Genomic DNA, 19,125 nt, shown 5'->3' with positions numbered 1-19,125 from the left:
CGTATAACAGTGAACCAGCGACGGGTTCACGGATACCATCGATGTCCACTGGAGGAGCAGCGATGAAGGCGATGATGTAGCAGATGGTGGCGGTTAACAAGGTCGGAATCATCAGAACACCGAACCAGCCCACATAAATGCGGTTGTTGGTGGATGTGACCCAGTTACAGAACCGATCCCAGATTGAGGCGCTTTCGCGTTGCTGAATCGTGGTTGTCATGTTTGGTATGTATTGCTATGTATTTTTCGAGGTACGTCGGTAGTGTTTTCTCTACCTTGATTAGTAATATGACACAGATGATTGCGTTTTGTAAAGTGGTTTTAAGAAAATTTTTGTAAATTTATAGCATAAGAACAACTTATAGATGGGAAGAAGGGGTGTAGGGGCGAGGTTCTCTCGCCCAAAGCACTTAACCCGGAGGCCATTCCATATAACGACCCCCAAGAATATGCAGATGAAGATGATCAACGGTTTGTCCACCATCGACACCCGTATTAATGACAACGCGATAACCGTTCTCTAGTCCCGCTTCTTCAGCGACCTGTTTTACCTTCAGCAGCAAATGTCCCATCAGGGCATGGTCTTCAGATATCGCATCAGCAAGTTTAGGAATGGGTTTTTTAGGAATTACCAGAATATGAACCGGGGCTTGAGGGGCAATATCCCGAAAGGCGAGGCATAAATCATCCTCATAAACAATATCAGCCGGAATCTCCCGACGGATAATTTTGCTAAAAATCGTATCAGTCATATCTGTATCGGTGCAGTTGCTATTACTTGCAAGTCTACCGTTAATCGTAGAGCTTACGTCACTTATAGCAGAATATAGAAAAGGAACAAATTATCAAAATTAAACACCATGTTAGCCAGGGTTTGGAGTGCCTGTATTGTTGGGATTGATGCCGTTAAAGTCGGTGTTGAAGTTGATATATCGGGGGGACTGCCTAAAATTACGGTGTTGGGACTTCCCGATGCGGCGGTTCAGGAATCACGAGAACGGGTAAAAGCGACGTTGAAAAATGCCGGGTATGCTTTCCCGATGCGAAATATTGTGATTAATTTAACCCCTGCGGATTTACGCAAAGAAGGGCCGAGTTTTGATCTTCCCATTAGTATTGGAATTCTAGCAGCATCAGAACAAATTAAACCGGATTTATTAGGAGATTTTTTATTTTTAGGTGAGGTTAGTTTAGATGGTAGCTTAAGACCCGTTGCAGGTGTGCTTCCCATTGCGGCGGCGGCGGCAAACATGGGAATTATAGGGTTAGTAGTTCCTGAAGATAATGTTCAAGAAGCAGCAGTTGTTCAAGGATTATCAGTTTATGGATTTAAAAATTTATTAGATGTCGCTGATTTTTTGAATCATCCCCAACATTACCAACCTGTTAAATTAACTGCAACAGATTTATTAGCTCAAAAAATAACAATCGGGTTAGATTTAAGTGAAGTTAAAGGACAAGCTCACGCTCGAAGGGCGTTAGAAATTGCAGCAACGGGAGGACATAATTTAATTTTTGTCGGGCCACCCGGAAGCGGAAAAACGATGTTAGCTCGTCGTTTACCGGGGATTTTACCGCCTTTAAGTTTTGAAGAATCTTTAGAAGTGACTCGGATTTATTCGGTGGCTGGATTATTAAAAAATCGCGGAACTTTAGTGAGCGATCGCCCCTTTAGAAGTCCCCATCATTCCGCTTCTGGCCCTTCTTTAGTTGGGGGAGGAACCTATCCGAAACCAGGGGAGATTTCTTTAGCTCACCGGGGTGTCTTGTTTGCTGATGAGCTAACGGAATTTAAACGGGATGTTTTAGAGTTTTTAAGACAACCGTTAGAGGATGGATTTGTAACAGTTTCCCGAACTAAACAATCGGTTGTATTTCCAGCTAAATTTACGTTAGTGGCGAGTACAAATCCTTGCCCCTGTGGTTATTATGGGGATACAATTCAACCTTGTACCTGTTCTCCTCGTCAACGAGAACAATATTGGGCAAAATTATCAGGGCCATTGATGGATCGAATTGATTTGCAAGTGGCTGTTAATCGTTTGAAACCCGAAGAAATTCTACAACAATCTCAAGGAGAAAGTTCTTCTAAAATTCGAGAACGAGTGATAACAGCCCGTGAACGAACTTGTCAACGATTTCAAGATGAACCCCAATTAAAATCGAATGCAGAAATGCAAAGTCGTCATATTCAAAAATGGTGTCAATTAGATAGTATTGGACAAAGTTTATTAGAAAATGCTATCAGAAAATTAGGGTTATCTGCAAGGGCGAGCGATCGCATTTTAAAAGTAGCCCGAACGATTGCAGATTTAGCCGGAGAAGAGAATATTAAACCGCCCCATGTTGCTGAGGCGATTCAATATCGAACCATTGATCGAATGCAGTAAGATTCTGACTTTTAGAACTCAAGAAGTTAGATTAATTAAGGTAGAACCGGAAGGGAGGTGGTGAGGTTTTCTTTGGTTGCGATCGCATCTCGTAATTCAAGTTTTAAAATCCCAAATTGATTCCGAAGGAAATCCAGTTCTACTGTTAATTTATCGCGTTTTTCCGTTGCTTCATCTAAGGCTTGGGAAGCGGCTAAATAATCAGTATCTTCCTGCATTAACTCAAAGCGTTTGGCTTTTCGTTGAGCTTCGTTTTTTAACGTTGTATCATAGGCAATTTGACGGTCAACAGAAGCCAGGAAAAAGTTAACACTTTGAGTATGACGACGGATTTCTCGGTTCAGTTCTAAAAGTTCATATTGCCGTTTTGCAATGGCGTGGGGGTAATCTTTCAGGTACATAATGAGGAGTTAAAAGTAAGTGTTGATTTATTCTTCTATTTTCTCGTTTTCTTGACTTATTTGTTGGGAGGGTTATACTCTACTGGGGTAGGGGTTTCTGATCTTGACAATTTTAAATTTTGAGTTAGTTTATTAATTAATAGTTTAAAGATAAAATAGAGATTCAAGGTAAATCTTCAATCCAACAAATAGAGGAAGAAAAAACATCATTGCGGGTAGCATTTACAAAGCGTTCATCTGCTGTCACCATTGAACAATGATGGTTAACCGCTAACGTTAAGTATACACAATCATAAACCGCTTGATTTACTCTAGTTGCTATTTCTAAAGCACTGGATATTAAGGGTTCAGAAGAGCAAATTTGTAAATTCATTCTTTTTAATTCATCTAAACTGTCTTTAGCTTGTTCTAAGGTTAAGTCTCCTCTCCTTACCCGTTTCCAGAGAATATTACCTATTTCTGGAAAAAAGAAATCAGGAACTAATAAAACATTAGCATCATCATCTAATAAACGTAGAGCAATCTCTGTATGAACTTCAGGAATAACCCATTTAATCGCAACATTCGCATCAACAACAAATTTAGCCACGTTCTCTATCCTGCCGTAATAATTCAACACTATCACTCAAAACCTTTCCTCCATATTGATTTAACAATTTTTCAAACCTTTTTTTTGATTCACGATGGCTTCTCTTGGGTATGGGTTGATAAATGACCATTACCTCTAACTCTTCATTGCTAACAGGTAACTGAACTTGCAAAACTCCATCATCCCCAACATAAGTATTTACCTTTAAACTCTCCATAATTTTAATCCTCTATAATTAAGAAGGTAATCAAACAAGGCAATAATAATATTCGTATCCAGTAAAAATCTACCACTTTAACAACCATTTTTATTTGAAACTTAATTTTTATGGGATAACTGTTTACATTCCCAAGAAAATCCAGGCCCAACCGTCAAAACTTGGTCAGTTGGCATGAACAATTCCCAATAAGCCAGTCCAGAATCATCTTGCAAATCCGGCTCTAAAATAAGTTTATAGTCCCCCTCAAACAATAGAGTGAGACTAATATTATGAGCATAAATCAGAAAATAAATCAATTCTTTGTTTTCCAATTGCTGCAAAACTTTTTTAACAGCATCTATTTCTGAATCATCTATTTCTGCATCTATATTAACTGGCAACGAAGAGGTTAAGACTTGATCTCCTTGCTTTAAAATCCAAGGTGTTGCCCTTGTACCCAATTGCCAACACCCTTTGCGTAAATGTGCCAATTTAGGATGAGTATAAGCAGACATTTCACCGAAGTCTAGCCGTAATTCATCCCCATAACTAAATATAACCTGATGACAAATTTCTCCGATCATCGGTTTAGTAATCACTGAAATAATTTGTTCGATATCTGGCTTTTGATTAGCAATAGATATTTGAGTAGCCATTTTAAAGATCCTCTAAAAATTCTTTTGCTTTCTGGCGAAGTTCTTCATAAGTAAAATCTCCTCTACGGTTTAAAGTTCCACCATAACCATTTTTCTTTTCTTCTTCCAGGAATAACCCAAAAGCAATCCTTAATTCACCTCCCATCCTAAACTCTCTAGCGATCGCATCAACCTGCCTCAGACTGATAATTGATCCATCTTCAGTATAGAAGACTTCACGAATGATATAGTCACCATTAGGTTCTTGAAAAACACGATAATTATTAAGGCTCACTTTCCGGTAAATAACGTTGTAATTGGCTTAATTTTAAGTGAAGTAGCTGCCGACGATCATATAGCATTAAAATTACTGAGTGTTTTTCATTATAAAACGTTTCAATATAACGAATGAAATCATCTATTGTACAGGTTTTATCTGTTCCCCCGATCCACTGGTGAAAGTTATCATGAATTTCTCTGGTGATTGTAATAATATTATCAATTTCAGCAGCTAGATAGCTATAATTGGTTTGATCAAATAAGTGATGTCTAGCTAAGTCAATTTTATCTATTTTCTCCCTAAATTTACCTGTTATTTGGCATCTTTCCTTATCTCTCTTGTTGACATATCTCATGGCTGATTCAATCTCTTTCGGAGATGGAATTTCAGACGGAGTAAGAGCTAAAAGATCCCTAACAACAGGAGGAACAACGATTGGTACTCTTTGACAATAATCCTTTCTTTCTTTTTTATATAAACTTGCTGCTAGTTCTATACTCAGTTTTGCTAAACCACGAAAAGAAAAATAACGGACAGCACTTATATGCTCATAATGCTCTCCTTTTTTCATAGGATCATCTGATATTTGAATATTTTTAAAAGATTCTTCTAATTTACTTTCTTTGGTTTGAAAAATTTTAACAACATCTCGGTTACTTAACCAATGTAGATCTCTCATAACTGTTAAAGAAGAACTATTATGATATACAGTTTGGCGAATACTATTATCAATTCTGTTAATTCTATGCTTTTCAACTAATTCGATAACTGAAGTTAAAACTTCTTTAATATTCATTGTATCGTTAGATTTATTGTCTATATAACTTGCAATAGCTAACGCTCCTTCTTGAGAAAATATTCTTTCTTGTAATTTCCTATTTAAGTATCTAAAATGTATATATTCCTTAAATTCAATCGAACTATCCAAAGATAATTCTAAATCAGAAACTATTTCATCAAGCTGCTTCCTTTCTAATTTTAATGCTATAGCAATTTCTTGTTCTGTAATAGAAAATCTAAGATATTCTTGCATTCTTAAAAAACCTCAATAATACTTTGATACATAATATCAATTTGTTCAAAAATTTTTCGATCTCCTGTTGTGGGATTATCTGGGTGATAAATTTTGGCTAAATTGTAATATGCTTTCTTAATATCTTCTTTCGTTGCAATTTTAGGATTTAATCCGAAAACTCTCCAAGGTTTAAAGTAATCAAAAATGTTAATCCCATTAATACAACCATATCCTTCTTGATTTTTTTCATTAGGAAGAACACCCACAAACTTGCGATATAGCATTTTCCATGTCGAAGCTAAACGAAAATCAAGTGTATCCATGCCATCTGTAGACATTCTAAACAAACCTGATTTCTTTAACTCCTGTGTATTCTTAACTTTAAAGTAATGATAAACAGCTTGCTTGACGGCACTTATTGACAGTTCTTGAGTAGAACGCTTATTTTTTAAAATATAATTTTCTTGGATAACAAAGTTAGCAAATTGTTCTAAGACCTTTGGATCAACGTTTTGAGATTGCGAAAGTCTGGCAATTTCGTCCTTTACTCGTGGGTTTATAACTGCTGTAGCCATACTGTATACCACTACATAACTTTATTTGATTATAGCTATCATTTACGACATTTGTAAAGTGATCATCAGGTGGGCATTGCCCACCCAACAATTTAAACTTTAAACTTCTCGGTAATTCGACCCATGGCTTCTTCTACATTTTCCCGACTATTGAACGCAGAAATCCGAAAATAACCTTCACCTGCGGCACCAAAACCAGAACCTGGAGTTCCCACAACATTGCAGGTTTGTAATAGTTTATCGAAGAAATCCCAACTCGATAAACCTTGGGGTGTTTTCACCCAAACATAGGGGGCATTTTCTCCTCCGTAAACGCTTAATCCTGCCGCCGTTAATTGCTCCCGAATAATTTTGGCGTTTTCCATATAAAATTGAATTAACGCCTTAACTTGGGCTTTTCCTGCTTCAGAATAAACCGCCTCGGCTGCCCGTTGAATAATATAGGAAACACCGTTAAATTTAGTGGCTTGACGACGATTCCAAAGCTTCCATAATTCCACATCAGAACCATCTTTAGCTTTAGCGGTTAAGGTTTTTGGAACGACCGTAAACGCACAACGAGTTCCGGTAAATCCTGCGGTTTTGGAGAAAGAACGAAACTCAATAGCGCACTCTTTCGCCCCTGGAATTTCATAAATAGAATGGGGTAAACTGGGGTCAGAAATAAATGCTTCGTAGGCGGCATCATAGAGAATAATTGAACCGTTAGCTTTTGCGTATTCAACCCAGGCAGTTAAGTGTTCTTTTGATGCCGTTGCCCCTGTTGGGTTATTAGGAAAACAGAGATAAATTAAATCAACTTTTTGAGTAGGAATTGCGGCAGTAAAATTATTTTCAGCCGTAATGGGAATATAAACTAATCCCCCATATTCCCCTTTTTCGTTGGCATCTCCCGTATGTCCTGCCATCACATTTGTATCCACATAAACGGGATAAACGGGGTCAGTGACGGCGATAATATTATCGTCTCCAAAAATATCTAAAATATTGCCTGTATCGCATTTTGAACCATCAGAAATGAAGATTTCATCGGCGGAAATATCGCAACCTCTGGCTTGAAAATCGTTGGTAGCGATTTTTTCCCGTAACCAAGGATAACCTTGTTCGGGGCCATAACCTTTGAAAGTGTCACGGTTTCCCATGTCTTCCACCGCCTGAACCATTGCGCTACGACAGGCTGCGGGTAAGGGTTCGGTGACATCGCCAATGCCTAAACGGATGATTTTCGCGTCGGGGTTGGCTTCTGCAAACGCATTCACCCGGCGGGCAATTTCGGGGAATAAGTAACCGGCTTTCAGTTTGAGATAGTTGTCGTTCAGGGTTGCCATAGTTGATTACAAACGCCCATTCAGGACGTAATTTCAATGTTCAAAAGTAACCGAACTTTCTATCATATAGCAGGGAATAGGGAACAGGGAACACCTTAACTAGAGAAATCAGTTTAATGTTAAGCTGCGGGTTTATTTTTGAGAGTAATCGTTCGATTAATTCGGATAACTCCACCCCATTTTTGCAGTAAGTCTTTTGGAGATTTTCCTCCGGGTTCTTGAGTTAAGGTTAAGGGCAATAATGCAGTTAACATTAAAACACTAGAAAGCGCAAATAAGACTAATAAATTCTCTGGATTTTTACAAACAAACTGAGCTAAAATTCCTCCGGTGGTTGTGCCTAATGCGCTACTAATTCCCGTACTCGCTGAGGTGAAGGCGAAATAACTGGCTTGGTTACGCAGGGGAACTAAAGCCATTTGTAGATTTTGATTACATAAATCAAGAGCCGCCCAGGTTCCTCCCATGAATAAATAGAGGAAAGGCAATAACACCCAAATGGAAAAGGAATTATGATGAGCTTCTATCCATAAAAGCGGAATAGTCGATACAATCATTCCTATTAATAATAACAAAGGACGGTTGCCAATGCGATCGGCTAATCGTCCCCATCGGGGTAAAACTAACATATAAATTCCCGCTTGTAAACTGGCATACAGGGTTACTAAACTGACATCTAGTTTTAACCCTTGTAAAAGATATACGCTGAAAAAGGGTAAACTTAAGTTTACAGCAAACATCCATAAATCATAGTAAATTAGAAAAATAAAGAAATTAGAGTTTTGACGGATTAAAGTATTGATTTTTGAGAATAATTTAAATTGTAATAAAAAATCTGAACTGTTAGAAATCGGTTCAGATGTTAGGGGAAAAATGGTTGAAGATAGGGTTTCAATGGGATGCTGAAGTTGAGGATTAACATCTGTCATAAAATATTGACAAGCTAAACTCATTAATCCCATGATGACTCCGAATAAAACAATCACACCATAACCTCGAATAGGGCCAAGGGGATAGTAAGAAATCATTATTCCCATGATGGGAACGGATATCAAATTACTCAAGCTAGATACACTATTGCGTAAACCAAAATAGCGTCCTCTTAATTTTTTAGGGACTAAGATTGCCATCCAACTCATCCAAGCCGAGCCTCCTAATGCCCCTAATATACTGGTTATAGCAATAATAGCTAGGGTTAAATACAGTAAAGTTTGATGGCTGAAGGGATCGAAAGGAGAAATGATAAAAATGGCTAATCCTAAGATTAACCAAAGAATACGGGATGTACCATAAACTAATCGACAATATCGATAACGGCTGGTAGCTTTATCGGCTAAAAATGCACCTAAAGGTTGTGCTAAATTAACGATCATAGGAATAGCAGATAATAGCCCTATTTGCAAGGTATTGGCTTCTAAATCCAGCATAAATTTAGTTAGTAAAACGCCTCCTGTTGCATTCGTAAAGATGGCTGCAAATACTCCATCTACTGTAGAAGCCCGTAAACTTCGGCGAATGTCAGTTTTGGTTAATTTACCTAAAAGTTGTTCCACAGATTAAAAGAATAGGATGAGGATATAAATGGAAAAGATCAAGCTATAGTTTAGGAAAATGTCTAAACAATTCCATCTGTATAGAGAGAGAACTCAATAGCTTTTAAACATGACAAACCTCAGTCTTTAGATAGCTATTAGACTGGAAAATTTTTATGTCCAAGGTGAAATTCAAGATTAAAATCTTTGATTTAAAGTAAATAAATATCGTGATATAAAGCCTCTGTTAAACCGTAATTTTGCACAAAAAAAGGGATTTTTAGAAACGTAATTCGTTGAATCAAGAGCATAAATTATCAGTTAATTTAAGCGATCGCATTGTTTAAACACACAACAGTTTGCTTAAAAATTGTTGTGTTTGTCTTCTCAACTCATCGGATATTCCTACAAGCAAAGACGTTGGTTTTTTCTTGATCTTATTGTAAGTCTGAGCTAAAAAAATCGCAACTAAAATTCTATAAATTAACCGATTAAACTCATCTGTTTTAACTAAACATTGGGAGATAAACAAACTCAAGATTTAAGTGAATAATAGAGATTAAAGCCGGAAAAACAAGCTAATCCGTATCTAAATTGCAACCAAACAAATCATAATCAAAGATTTCGCAGATTCAGCTAAGGGTTAATCTTTAGTTTTCTAAATATTCTCTCAACACAGAAAATAATTTAAACATAGTTTTATCTTCTTTGATTTTAGTAACTAAATACCGTTGCTGTAAAGATTGTAATCCATTAATTAAATCCGTTGATGATAACTCTACACTTTCTCTCAATGTTTCTCTGGATAAGGGTTGCTCAAATTGACTGAATTTTAAAACGATTTGTTGTTCAACGGGTGAAAGTCTATTATATAATTGGTTAAAGTGCGATCGCATCTCTTGAGTAATCACTAATTCATTCTCAGCCAGAAACTCAGCCACATCACCATCAAATATATTTTTAATTAAAATAGCAATACTTTTTAAATAATTGGGATTACCTTCATATAAATTAATTAACGTTAACCAAGACTCCCCATTTCCTAATCCTTTATGATTCAAAATTTGACTATCATATAAACCCGATAATTCTAAACACTTAACTGGATATAATTCCTCATCTAAAATTTCCATTTCTCCACATTGTTCTTGACTAATTAAAATTAAACTACTCTGATGTTCAGTTTCTGTGATCAAGGTGAAAAAGTTTTGATAACTTTGGTATTCCGGTTGATATTGTCCCGCGAATTGACCCGGAGTAAAGATATTCTGCACATCATCAAGGATAATTAAACATTTTTTATGGGTGAGCAAATCTAATAATTGTTTGAATTGATCGTCTATAATTTGTTTATCTTCGGGTTTAATAATATTCAATAAATCCTTAACCAGCAACTCTAAGGGTTTAGGATATTTTAAACTGTTCCATATAATTACTTCAAATTCCTCTAAGTTCAAATCAATAAATCTTTTGACAAAGGCGGTTTTACCTATTCCCGATAATCCTAATATTGAGATTAAACGACTATTTTGTTTAAAGATCCAATTAGACAGGGTTTTAAGTTCAGTTTCTCGGTTATAAAAGTTAATGATTTGAGGAGCTAAACTTAAATAATATTCGTTTTTTTTAGAATTATCAATATTATTATTTTGTTGATTTTGTGGTTGATTTGATGATGGATGATTGGGAAAAAAATTGATATTATTGTTTAAAGAATTAAAAAATTTTGAATTTGTAATTCTTTCTATAGTCCAACAAAAATTGGATTTATTAATATTTTCTCCTAACTGTTCAGATAAAATTTTAAATAACTTCCTACATTCATCACCAATATAACCCTCATCATAATCATAAAGCTCTGCAATTTGCTTATAAGTTTTACCTTTAAATACCTGTTCAACAATCTTTTTTTGTAGATCATCTAAATGCTTCTCTGTCTCAGAAAATACTAAGCCATCTACAAATTGTAAAATTTCTGTAACAGTCATAAAAGTTAGATGCGGTAACACTTTTAGTCATTATAACTCAATTTTATTCCAGATTATCAGGTTTTTTCAGGTATTGTCTTAATATTTATTAATAAAACATCAGGTAATATCAGATATTTTCTGCTATGACAACAAATCAATTTAGTATAAAAATGATTAATGCGGTTTTACTCAAGCAAAGTAATTTGCTAAAAATAATGGTTAATCAACTTTATTATGGCGATAATTTAGAAGTTTTAAGACGTTATATTAAAGATGAATCAGTTGACCTATGTTATATCGATCCTCCTTTTAATTCTAAACGCAATTACAATCAAATTTATAATAATATTGGTGCAGAGGATAAAGCCCAAGCTCAAGCATTTATTGATACCTGGGAATGGGATGATTATGCTATTCATGGAATAGAGGAAATTACTACTAATTATCATGGTAAATTTACTCAACAATGTATTGCTTTAATTACAGGTTTAAGGAATGTTTTAGGAACAGGAAGTTTACTTGCTTACTTAGTAAGTATGACTTTAAGGATAACAGAAATACATCGAGTTTTAAAATTTACAGGGAGTTTTTATTTACATTGTGATCCAACTGCTAGTCATTATTTAAAATTAGTATTAGATGCTGTTTTTTGTTCCCAAGGAGGAGATTTTAGAAATGAAATAGTTTGGTGTTATACAGCACCAACAAATACAAGAGACAATTTCCCTAAAAAACACGATGTAATTTTTAGATATACAAAATCAAACTCTTGGAAATTTAATTTTGAAGAAATTTCCATACCCTACTCAGATGAAACAGTAGCAAGAACTAAAAGAGGTGCAGGAAATCAAGGACTATATAAATCTAAAAATCCAGAACATAAACATATCAACCGTTTAAAACCTAATGGAAAAATACCGGAGGATTGGTGGACAATTCCACGACTACAAGGAAATTCGGTAGAACGTTTAGGATATCCAACACAAAAACCCGAAGCATTATTAGAAAGAATAATTAAAGCCAGTTCTCAGGAAAATGATACAATATTAGATGCTTATTGTGGATGTGGTACAACGGTTGCAGTTTCGCAAAAATTAAACCGAAAATGGATAGGAATTGATATTACTTATCAAAGTATTAGCTTAATCTTAAAAAGATTAGAAGATAGTTTTGGTAAAGGAGTTTTAGATACGATTAAACTGCATGGTATTCCTAAAGATATAGAAAGTGCAACAGCATTAGCCAATAAAGCAGATGATCGCACTCGTAAAGAATTTGAAAAATGGGCAATCTTAACTTATACGAATAATAGGGCAATAATTAACACAAAAAAAGGTGCTGATCAAGGTGTAGATGGAATTGCTTACTTTCAAGGTGATCAAAATGACCCAGAAAAGATAATTTTTCAAGTCAAATCAGGAAAAGTAAAATCAGGTGATATTCGAGATTTAATAGGAACAATGACCCTATTAAATGCTAGTATAGCCATATTTATAACTTTAGACAATCCCAGTAAAGAGATGATAAAAACGGCAAAGTCTGCTGGTTTTTATCAAAGTAAATATATGAGCAATAGTTGTGATAAAGTTCAAATTGTCACAGTTAAAGATATTATCGAAACTCAAAAAAGATTAAATATTCGTTTAAGTTTAGAAGTAGTTAAAAGTGCTGAAAAACAAAAAGAAGTGAAAGGTGATCAGATGGAGTTAGACTTAGATATTTGATCAATCTCATCCTGATCAAATTTAATCTTGTTTGGGATGTGTGGGAGTTGAGAATGCGTTAGCGCAGCTTACCGTAGGTATCGCTTTTTAGAGTGTAAGGGAGTTAGGAGTGCGTTAGCGCAGCTTACTGTAGGTATCGCTTTTGCTATTTTGTGCTAACATTAAATTTAATGCAAATTTAGTGCAAAGTCCCCAACCATGATTAATCTAAATCGAGATATTAAATCTCTCTCAACCTTTAAACGGAATACAAATGAAATGATTACCCAAATGAAAGAAACAGGTAATCCTATCGTTTTAACTGTTAATGGAAAAGCTGAATTAGTAGTACAAGATGCTGTATCTTATCAAAAATTACTAGATTTTATAGAGAAATTAGAAACTATTATTGGAATTAAAAAAGGATTAGAAGATATAGCGACAGGTGATACACAGCCTCTAAATCAATACATCGAAGAAATGCAGCATAAACATGGAATTTCAAGTTAAATTAACCCAGAATGCTAAACTAGAAATAGAATCTGCTTATCTTTGGTTAAAAAATCTTAACCCTAATTATGCTGATCAATGGTTTAGAGATTTAATGGATACTATTGCTACTTTGCAAGATAAGCCAAAACGTTTTGCTTTAGCTAGGGAAAATGATGATTTTCCTGAAGAAATTAGACAAATTATTTATGGGAAATCAAGGAATAAATACCGGATTATTTTCACCATTCGAGAGGATATCGTTTATATTCTTTATCTTCGTCATAGCGCACAATCTTCAATTACTTTTAATCCCCTTGATTTGGAGTAAAGTTGTTAATGCGATCGCTTTTTATTGTAGAATTGTTGAGGGTGCGATCGCTTCTTGGGGTGTAAGGGAGTTAGGAGTGCGATCGCTCATTTTAAATCTCTGAATGGATTGATAATTTGTAAAGTATCTTCGATAATTAAACTATCTTGCATATCTTCTGAATATAGAACAGTTATATCGCCTAAAATTGCACTAGCAATGATTATACTATCCCAAAATGAAAGTGAATAGTAATCCCGCAATTTTACAGCATACTGAATTGTTGAAAAAGAAACAGGTAAAATTTCACATCCCGCTCCAAAATCTTCAATTAGACTTTGAATCTGTGAATGATCAAATTTGGCTTTGCGAATTAAATTTGAGCAGACTTCATTGACAACCTGCGTGCTAATAACCAGGTTTTCTTGACTGGTAATACTTGTAGCTATTTGTTGTTTTGCTCTAGCATCTGAATCATTAGGATTAACGATAAAACGATAGAGCCAAATATTAGAATCCACAAAAAAACGTTGAGGTTTACCAGCGTTCATTCGCTTCCTCTCGTGTCAAGGGATGAAAGTTAGGAATCACAATAGGATTTGCTGTTAATTGAGCAATAATCCCCGTTTTAGGAAAGCCTTTCGTTTTTTTAATAGATTCCAATTTTATAATCAGTTTTACGGTTTGACCTTCTGTTAATTGAAAATCAGCTAAGGGGCGAAAAACCCCATTTTCAAAAATTGCATCAAAACTTTGTTGTTGCATAATGAATTAGGTTATTATTTAACTGCTTGCTATTATAACCTAATTTGCGATCACCTTTGCCCAGGCGAAGTTTATCGCTATCTCACACATCCACAAAAACTTAAACTGATCACTCTACCCAATTCTCTAAACTTAAACCCTCAACTCTCAATAAATCACTATCATTAGAAACCAGAATTAAACCTTTAACAATAGCAGTCGCCGCAATTAAAATATCTTCAGTTTGTATCGGTAATCCTCTTAACCTTAAATTAGCATGAATTTCGGCTGCTTTCTCTAAAATTGCTAAATCATCTAATAAAATAATTTGATAATCTTGGTAAAATTCTTCAAATCTTTCTCTTTGTTTCGGTGAGTCAACCGCTAAAAATCCTCGCCTAATCTCAAAATAAGTAATACAGCTAATAAAAATATTTTCTTCTTGAGCTTTAGCTACTTGAATCTTTTGAAGAATTTGAGAATTTTGCCTAATAGCACCAGAAACAATATTAGTATCTAGTAAATAACTGATCATCTAATTTCCTATTTACGTTTAATTGCTTCGTCAAAAATTGCCATTTGTTCAGGAGTAAAATCTTCGCCAATCTTTGCCAAAACTTTTAGTGACATGATCCCACTACAACGGTTTTTTAAGCTTTGATCTGACATCGTATTAATTTCTTCTAAAGATAAGTTTTCTTCAAATATTTTAACTAAATTTTGAACGATTTCTGAATAATTAAGATCCTCTTTAAATAAAGGACGCTCTTCCATTAAACTTGAAACCACTTTCTCAATTCTTTTCATCATGGATTCTTTCATCATATCCGTTGATAACATATTGATAGCCTCCGTTAAAATGTAATTGATAACCCTTTTAATTCTAGCAAATTATTAACAGTCAACGGTCAACGGTCAACGGTCAACTGTCAACCCCTCACTAATGTTTCCGACTGGGAAAGACTCGTAAAGCATTTTCAGGTACAGAGACTTTAACGCGCATTCCCACAGGTAAAGCTGTTGTTGCGCTAGTTCTAGCAATAAGTTCCCGTCCTGATGGAACCTGTAAACTATAATGATTTTCTCGTCCAAGAAATTGGCGATCGCGAATGACAACAGGCGCGTTATCATCAGGTTTAAGAATAAAATCTTCTTGTCGTACCATTAATTCTACCCGGTCTAATTGCTCCCAATCAGGAGTAACAGCATTCACCAAATAGGGGTTAATCGCAAAACAACCCACTTCCGTTTCCCAAAAATCTCCTCGACGTTTAGCAGGAATAAAATTAGCTTGGGTGACAAATTCTGCAACAAACCGAGAAGCAGGTTGCTGATAAATAGTTTCCGGTGTACCAAACTGTTCTAAGCGTCCTTCTCGCATCACCGCTACCCAATCAGAAATCGATAAGGCTTCTTCTTGATCATGGGTCACAAAAATTGCGGTAGTTCCTGCTATTTTTAAAATATCCCGTAATTCCTGTCGCAATCTTAAGCGAACTTGAACATCTAAATTACTTAAGGGTTCATCTAATAAAACTAAAGCCGGATGGGGCGCTAAAGCACGAGCTAAAGCAACTCGTTGTTGTTGTCCTCCCGATATTTCATGGGGATAGCGTTTTTCATAACCCGATAACCCAACTAATTCTAAAACTTCAGCGACCCGTCTTTGAATCCCTAAACTGGATTTTTTCTTACTATTTTTTAAACCAAAAGCAATATTTTTTTCAACGGTTAAATGGGGAAATAAGGCATAATCTTGAAACACCATCCCGACGTCTCGCTGTTCTGGCGGTATCCAACAATCTAACCCAGCCACTTCTCGACCTGCTAAAGCAATGGTTCCCGTATCTGGCTGTTCAAATCCAGCAATCATTCTTAATAATGTTGTTTTCCCACATCCAGAAGGGCCTAACAGTCCTAAAATATCCCCTTCATGTAATTTCAGGTTAACGGCTTGAACGGCTGGTGTCTGGCTTCGGGGAAACTGTTTACCGACATCCTCTAAATGCAGAATCACAGATTGAATCATCTTTACACAAATCAATGGAGCTTACAGTTCAACACCATTGTTGAAACTTATATTCAGAAACATAATTCTAATTATACCCCCTTTTTAAGATATATTCTCACTAAGACTTGATTAAATTTTTGGGAGTGCTTCCAGGTGTTCTTATCCCCATTGGAGTCTTTGATAAAAGCCTTTCGGAGCTTGAGTCTGGACGTTTGGACTGTGTTTGTCATGGCGATCGCAATTTTAATCGCCACTCCGGTATTATTTGTATTAAGCAGTATTTTCACCAATTCTGCTGCGGTCTGGAACCATTTAGCTGCAACGGTTCTACCTGGTTATATCCTCAATTCCTTATTGCTAATTATTGGCGTTGGCATCGGGGTGTTATTGCTAGGAGTCAGTAGTGCTTGGTTAGTAACCATGTGTCGATTTCCGGCGAGTCGCTTGTTTGAATGGGGGTTGTTACTTCCCTTAGCCGCGCCAGCTTATATTCTCGCCTATGTGTACACCGAATGGTTAGATTTTTATGGCCCGGTACAAACCCTGCTGCGGGATACCTTTGGATGGAATAGTATTGATGAGTATTGGTTTCCTAATATTCGTTCAGTTTGGGGAGCAATTTTTTTATTATCTTTAACGTTATATCCCTACGTTTATTTATTAACCAGAGTTGCTTTTTTAGAACAATCAACCTGCACCTTAGAAGCAAGTCGTTCCCTCGGTTGTAGTCCTTGGAAAAGTTTCTATTCGATTGCGTTACCTCTCGCTCGTCCGTCCATTATGGCGGGGTTGGCGTTAGCTTTAATGGAAACTTTGAATGATTTTGGAACCGTTCAATATTTTGGGGTAGATACCTTTACAACAGGGATTTATCGAACTTGGTTTGGGATGGGAGAACGCATTGCAGCCTCTCAATTAGCAGCCGTTTTAATGTTATTTATTTTAGGATTAATTTTAGTTGAAACTTGGTCACGGCGACAAGCCCAATATTATCAAACCGGAAATCGATTTCAAGCCTTAAACCAATTTAAACTTAAAGGATTTCGAGGAATTTTAGCAAGTTTTATCTGTTTATTTCCCATTATTTTAGGGTTTTTAATTCCCAGTGGAATTTTATTACAAATGACCCTGGAAAATTTAAACACCCTCTTCAATTTAGAATTTTTGAATTATGGCTTACATAGTTTAACTTTAGCAACGATTAGCGGTCTTTTAGCCGTTCTAATTGCTTTAATAATGGCTTATGGTGTCCGGTTAAATTCTAATTCTTTAATGCGATTATCCACCCGAATTGCAGCGATGGGTTATGCGGTTCCCGGTTCAGTCATTGCGGTTGGTATTTTAATTCCGATTGGTCGATTAGATAATGCTATTGATGCGTTTATGAAGTCTACCTTTGGGATTGCAACTGGATTGTTATTTAGTGGAACTATTATGGCTTTAATTTATGCCTATTTAGTTCGATTTTTAGCGGTTTCTTTAGGAGCAGTAGAATCAAGTTTAAGTAAAATTAAACCGAATTTAGATGAAGCCGCCCGGAGTTTAGGATATGGCGCAACTCGAACATTAATTAAAGTCCATACCCCGATGATGTGGAGTGGATTATTAACGGCTGGAATGTTAACCTTTGTAGATGTAATGAAAGAATTATCCGCTACATTAGTGATTCGTCCGTTTAATTTTGATACCCTCGCCATTCGAGTCTATAATTTAGCCTCAGATGAACGATTATCGGAAGCCGCAGCACCCGCATTAGCCATTGTCGCTGTCGGGATTATTCCCGTTATTTTCCTCAGTTTAAAAATAGCTCAATCCCATCGTTCCTAACCCGTAGGGTGCGTAAGCACAGCGCACGCACCAAAAACAAAAAATCCTACTATTTTTTTTCTCTTCCTGATTAACAGACACCAATAAAAATGGAAAATTCTACTATTTTTTCTATTTTTTATTGTCTTTTTAGTGGTTTTTATAAAAAATAGATGGTGCGTGCGCTTCGCTTACGCACCCTACGGGTGGTTGATGAATTTGATGACACGTTTAACGAATTCTGCTGTTGATTCGTAGGGTAAAACATTACGCCCTGGAATGATAGCAGATTGGCAATTTTTCCAACCTGTTTCATAAAGTTGACACCGTTGTTCTGGGGTTTCCGAGAATCCACTGCGGCTAATACTGGATGCGGTTGTTCCAAAAATGGCTAAGGTGGGAATCGAAATTTCTGCCATTATATCCGTATAATTTTTTCTCCAAAATCCGGCTAAAAAGGAATAAACTGCATAACGACTATTATCATTTTTTGCTCCTTGTTCTAACAAGTCTAACCAATTTTGATCAACATCTTCTGCTTTTGCAAAGAGTTGACGAATGGAGAAAGATTCGATAAACTGACGACGACGAGCATACAACCAAAATAAATTACCAATGGGAGAATCAAAAAATAGGTTCCAGGTGAGTTTTTGTTGTTGTTCTGAACGAGGTTCGGTCATCACTCGCCATGCGGGGGGGCCAGATAAAATTAATCCTTTGATTAAGTTAGAATTAGAATTCTTTTGAAGTTGAATCAGGGCGATCGCAACGGGTAATAATGCACCTTGTACTAAAATAATAACAGGTTTTTGAATAATATTATGTAAAAAATAATTAACTTGTTCTGCCCAATCTTCAGGATAATAGGCTAACTTTGGCATTTGAGAATGACCACAACCGATTAAATCTGGGTTATAAATATCATGATTTAACCCTTGTTTTCGCCCTTCCTGGCAAAATCGATGCCAAAATTTTCCAGACAATCCTACACCTATCGGATGAATTAATAATAAAGCCAATTCATTATTATTAATTGAGTTAATAGCAGGATAATATTCATAGGAACATTGATATCCTTGCCAACTATAGGATTTTTGTTCGGGAACTAATTTAGGATTATAAACCATAATGCAAGATGAATTTATGTT

Annotated in this window: 22 protein-coding genes and 1 pseudogene; 5 read left to right on the top strand and 18 right to left on the bottom strand. The window is 35.8% G+C overall.

The window, feature by feature from the left end:
- Together IQ236_RS07140 and IQ236_RS07135 are read right to left on the bottom strand one after the other, a co-directional pair.
- Positions 1-220, bottom strand: a pseudogene (locus tag IQ236_RS07140) (photosystem II q(b) protein); the annotation flags it as partial.
- 190 nt (positions 221-410) lie between these two features.
- The gene (locus IQ236_RS07135; protein ID WP_193868610.1) at positions 411-752 is read right to left on the bottom strand and encodes a histidine triad nucleotide-binding protein; all 342 of its coding nucleotides are present in this window, start codon (positions 750-752) and stop codon (positions 411-413) included.
- A 108-nt stretch (positions 753-860) separates the two neighbouring features.
- Between IQ236_RS07135 and IQ236_RS07130 the strand changes: the two genes are divergently transcribed.
- On the top strand, positions 861-2,390 hold the full coding sequence (locus IQ236_RS07130; protein ID WP_193868609.1) for a YifB family Mg chelatase-like AAA ATPase: 1,530 nt from the start codon (positions 861-863) through the stop codon (positions 2,388-2,390).
- A gap of 35 nt (positions 2,391-2,425) precedes the next feature.
- Here the strand turns inward: IQ236_RS07130 and IQ236_RS07125 are convergent, their stop codons facing one another.
- From IQ236_RS07125 to IQ236_RS07080, 10 genes are all read right to left on the bottom strand, one after another.
- Entirely contained in the window at positions 2,426-2,791 is a 366-nt protein-coding gene (locus IQ236_RS07125) for a hypothetical protein (protein ID WP_193868608.1), read from the bottom strand.
- A gap of 163 nt (positions 2,792-2,954) precedes the next feature.
- Positions 2,955-3,380, bottom strand: coding sequence for a type II toxin-antitoxin system VapC family toxin (locus IQ236_RS07120; RefSeq protein WP_193868607.1), 426 nt, complete (start codon positions 3,378-3,380; stop codon positions 2,955-2,957).
- On the bottom strand, positions 3,373-3,597 hold the full coding sequence (locus IQ236_RS07115) for a hypothetical protein (protein ID WP_193868606.1): 225 nt from the start codon (positions 3,595-3,597) through the stop codon (positions 3,373-3,375). Before IQ236_RS07115 ends, IQ236_RS07120 begins: the two co-directional genes overlap by 8 nt.
- Positions 3,598-3,698: 101 nt before the next feature.
- Positions 3,699-4,235 carry a hypothetical protein gene (locus IQ236_RS07110; protein WP_193868605.1) on the bottom strand — a complete coding sequence of 179 codons (537 nt, stop codon included), beginning with the start codon at positions 4,233-4,235 and terminating at the stop codon, positions 3,699-3,701.
- A 1-nt stretch (position 4,236) separates the two neighbouring features.
- Entirely contained in the window at positions 4,237-4,509 is a 273-nt protein-coding gene (locus IQ236_RS07105; RefSeq protein WP_193868620.1) for a hypothetical protein, read from the bottom strand.
- A complete protein-coding gene (locus IQ236_RS07100; protein ID WP_193868604.1) occupies positions 4,499-5,527 on the bottom strand; it encodes a hypothetical protein in 1,029 nt (342 codons plus the stop codon). The genes IQ236_RS07105 and IQ236_RS07100 overlap by 11 nt, the downstream gene beginning before the upstream one ends.
- Positions 5,528-5,529: 2 nt before the next feature.
- Positions 5,530-6,084, bottom strand: a complete 555-nt coding sequence (locus IQ236_RS07095) for a J domain-containing protein (protein WP_193868603.1) — start codon at positions 6,082-6,084, stop codon at positions 5,530-5,532.
- 92 nt (positions 6,085-6,176) lie between these two features.
- Positions 6,177-7,412, bottom strand: coding sequence for an LL-diaminopimelate aminotransferase (locus IQ236_RS07090; protein ID WP_193868602.1), 1,236 nt, complete (start codon positions 7,410-7,412; stop codon positions 6,177-6,179).
- 119 nt (positions 7,413-7,531) lie between these two features.
- On the bottom strand, positions 7,532-8,965 hold the full coding sequence (locus IQ236_RS07085; protein ID WP_193868601.1) for an MFS transporter: 1,434 nt from the start codon (positions 8,963-8,965) through the stop codon (positions 7,532-7,534).
- A 629-nt stretch (positions 8,966-9,594) separates the two neighbouring features.
- Positions 9,595-10,932 carry an ATP-binding protein gene (locus tag IQ236_RS07080; RefSeq protein WP_193868600.1) on the bottom strand — a complete coding sequence of 446 codons (1,338 nt, stop codon included), beginning with the start codon at positions 10,930-10,932 and terminating at the stop codon, positions 9,595-9,597.
- Between the two features lie 125 nt (positions 10,933-11,057).
- Between IQ236_RS07080 and IQ236_RS07075 the strand changes: the two genes are divergently transcribed.
- The 3 genes from IQ236_RS07075 (at position 11,058) to IQ236_RS07065 (ending at position 13,437) form a co-directional block, all read left to right on the top strand.
- Entirely contained in the window at positions 11,058-12,638 is a 1,581-nt protein-coding gene (locus tag IQ236_RS07075) for a DNA methyltransferase (RefSeq protein ID WP_228041466.1), read from the top strand.
- A 198-nt stretch (positions 12,639-12,836) separates the two neighbouring features.
- On the top strand, positions 12,837-13,127 hold the full coding sequence (locus IQ236_RS07070) for a type II toxin-antitoxin system Phd/YefM family antitoxin (protein WP_193868599.1): 291 nt from the start codon (positions 12,837-12,839) through the stop codon (positions 13,125-13,127).
- Positions 13,111-13,437 (top strand): type II toxin-antitoxin system RelE/ParE family toxin, encoded by a 327-nt coding sequence (locus tag IQ236_RS07065; RefSeq protein ID WP_193868598.1) that lies wholly within the window; start codon positions 13,111-13,113, stop codon positions 13,435-13,437. Before IQ236_RS07070 ends, IQ236_RS07065 begins: the two co-directional genes overlap by 17 nt.
- Before the next feature lie 86 nt (positions 13,438-13,523).
- Here the strand turns inward: IQ236_RS07065 and IQ236_RS07060 are convergent, their stop codons facing one another.
- From IQ236_RS07060 to IQ236_RS07040, 5 genes are all read right to left on the bottom strand, one after another.
- On the bottom strand, positions 13,524-13,967 hold the full coding sequence (locus tag IQ236_RS07060) for a PIN domain-containing protein (RefSeq protein WP_193868597.1): 444 nt from the start codon (positions 13,965-13,967) through the stop codon (positions 13,524-13,526).
- The gene (locus IQ236_RS07055; protein ID WP_193868596.1) at positions 13,954-14,181 is read right to left on the bottom strand and encodes an antitoxin family protein; all 228 of its coding nucleotides are present in this window, start codon (positions 14,179-14,181) and stop codon (positions 13,954-13,956) included. The genes IQ236_RS07060 and IQ236_RS07055 overlap by 14 nt, the downstream gene beginning before the upstream one ends.
- Positions 14,182-14,290: 109 nt before the next feature.
- A complete protein-coding gene (locus IQ236_RS07050; protein WP_228041465.1) occupies positions 14,291-14,695 on the bottom strand; it encodes a type II toxin-antitoxin system VapC family toxin in 405 nt (134 codons plus the stop codon).
- Between the two features lie 8 nt (positions 14,696-14,703).
- Positions 14,704-15,000, bottom strand: a complete 297-nt coding sequence (locus tag IQ236_RS07045) for a hypothetical protein (protein WP_193868595.1) — start codon at positions 14,998-15,000, stop codon at positions 14,704-14,706.
- Between the two features lie 100 nt (positions 15,001-15,100).
- Positions 15,101-16,189: an ABC transporter ATP-binding protein gene (locus IQ236_RS07040; RefSeq protein ID WP_193868594.1), complete on the bottom strand. Its 1,089-nt coding sequence runs from the start codon at positions 16,187-16,189 to the stop codon at positions 15,101-15,103.
- 210 nt (positions 16,190-16,399) lie between these two features.
- Here IQ236_RS07040 and IQ236_RS07035 point away from each other — a divergent pair, with 210 nt between their 5' ends.
- Positions 16,400-17,998 (top strand): ABC transporter permease, encoded by a 1,599-nt coding sequence (locus IQ236_RS07035; protein WP_193868617.1) that lies wholly within the window; start codon positions 16,400-16,402, stop codon positions 17,996-17,998.
- Positions 17,999-18,177: 179 nt separating this feature from the next.
- On the opposite strand, the gene IQ236_RS07030 is transcribed toward IQ236_RS07035, so the two are convergent.
- Entirely contained in the window at positions 18,178-19,104 is a 927-nt protein-coding gene (locus IQ236_RS07030) for an alpha/beta fold hydrolase (protein ID WP_193868593.1), read from the bottom strand.
- Positions 19,105-19,125 lie beyond the last annotated feature (21 nt).

Source organism: Planktothrix mougeotii LEGE 06226 (assembly GCF_015207485.1).
GTDB lineage: Bacteria > Cyanobacteriota > Cyanobacteriia > Cyanobacteriales > Microcoleaceae > Planktothrix.
Note: the sequence above shows the minus strand (reverse complement) of the source record. Positions and strands in the feature narration are given on the sequence as shown.

What these genes read in the sequence shown, in the direction of transcription:
- IQ236_RS07135 (WP_193868610.1), bottom strand. Translation starts at nt 752, where the DNA reads ATGACTGATACGATTTTTAGCAAAATTATCCGTCGGGAGATTCCGGCT.
- IQ236_RS07130 (WP_193868609.1), top strand. Translation starts at nt 861, where the DNA reads ATGTTAGCCAGGGTTTGGAGTGCCTGTATTGTTGGGATTGATGCCGTT.
- IQ236_RS07125 (WP_193868608.1), bottom strand. Translation starts at nt 2,791, where the DNA reads ATGTACCTGAAAGATTACCCCCACGCCATTGCAAAACGGCAATATGAA.
- IQ236_RS07115 (WP_193868606.1), bottom strand. Translation starts at nt 3,597, where the DNA reads ATGGAGAGTTTAAAGGTAAATACTTATGTTGGGGATGATGGAGTTTTG.
- IQ236_RS07110 (WP_193868605.1), bottom strand. Translation starts at nt 4,235, where the DNA reads ATGGCTACTCAAATATCTATTGCTAATCAAAAGCCAGATATCGAACAA.
- IQ236_RS07100 (WP_193868604.1), bottom strand. Translation starts at nt 5,527, where the DNA reads ATGCAAGAATATCTTAGATTTTCTATTACAGAACAAGAAATTGCTATA.
- IQ236_RS07095 (WP_193868603.1), bottom strand. Translation starts at nt 6,084, where the DNA reads ATGGCTACAGCAGTTATAAACCCACGAGTAAAGGACGAAATTGCCAGA.
- IQ236_RS07090 (WP_193868602.1), bottom strand. Translation starts at nt 7,412, where the DNA reads ATGGCAACCCTGAACGACAACTATCTCAAACTGAAAGCCGGTTACTTA.
- IQ236_RS07080 (WP_193868600.1), bottom strand. Translation starts at nt 10,932, where the DNA reads ATGACTGTTACAGAAATTTTACAATTTGTAGATGGCTTAGTATTTTCT.
- IQ236_RS07075 (WP_228041466.1), top strand. Translation starts at nt 11,058, where the DNA reads ATGACAACAAATCAATTTAGTATAAAAATGATTAATGCGGTTTTACTC.
- IQ236_RS07070 (WP_193868599.1), top strand. Translation starts at nt 12,837, where the DNA reads ATGATTAATCTAAATCGAGATATTAAATCTCTCTCAACCTTTAAACGG.
- IQ236_RS07065 (WP_193868598.1), top strand. Translation starts at nt 13,111, where the DNA reads ATGGAATTTCAAGTTAAATTAACCCAGAATGCTAAACTAGAAATAGAA.
- IQ236_RS07060 (WP_193868597.1), bottom strand. Translation starts at nt 13,967, where the DNA reads ATGAACGCTGGTAAACCTCAACGTTTTTTTGTGGATTCTAATATTTGG.
- IQ236_RS07055 (WP_193868596.1), bottom strand. Translation starts at nt 14,181, where the DNA reads ATGCAACAACAAAGTTTTGATGCAATTTTTGAAAATGGGGTTTTTCGC.
- IQ236_RS07050 (WP_228041465.1), bottom strand. Translation starts at nt 14,695, where the DNA reads ATGATCAGTTATTTACTAGATACTAATATTGTTTCTGGTGCTATTAGG.
- IQ236_RS07045 (WP_193868595.1), bottom strand. Translation starts at nt 15,000, where the DNA reads ATGTTATCAACGGATATGATGAAAGAATCCATGATGAAAAGAATTGAG.
- IQ236_RS07040 (WP_193868594.1), bottom strand. Translation starts at nt 16,189, where the DNA reads ATGATTCAATCTGTGATTCTGCATTTAGAGGATGTCGGTAAACAGTTT.
- IQ236_RS07035 (WP_193868617.1), top strand. Translation starts at nt 16,400, where the DNA reads ATGGCGATCGCAATTTTAATCGCCACTCCGGTATTATTTGTATTAAGC.
- IQ236_RS07030 (WP_193868593.1), bottom strand. Translation starts at nt 19,104, where the DNA reads ATGGTTTATAATCCTAAATTAGTTCCCGAACAAAAATCCTATAGTTGG.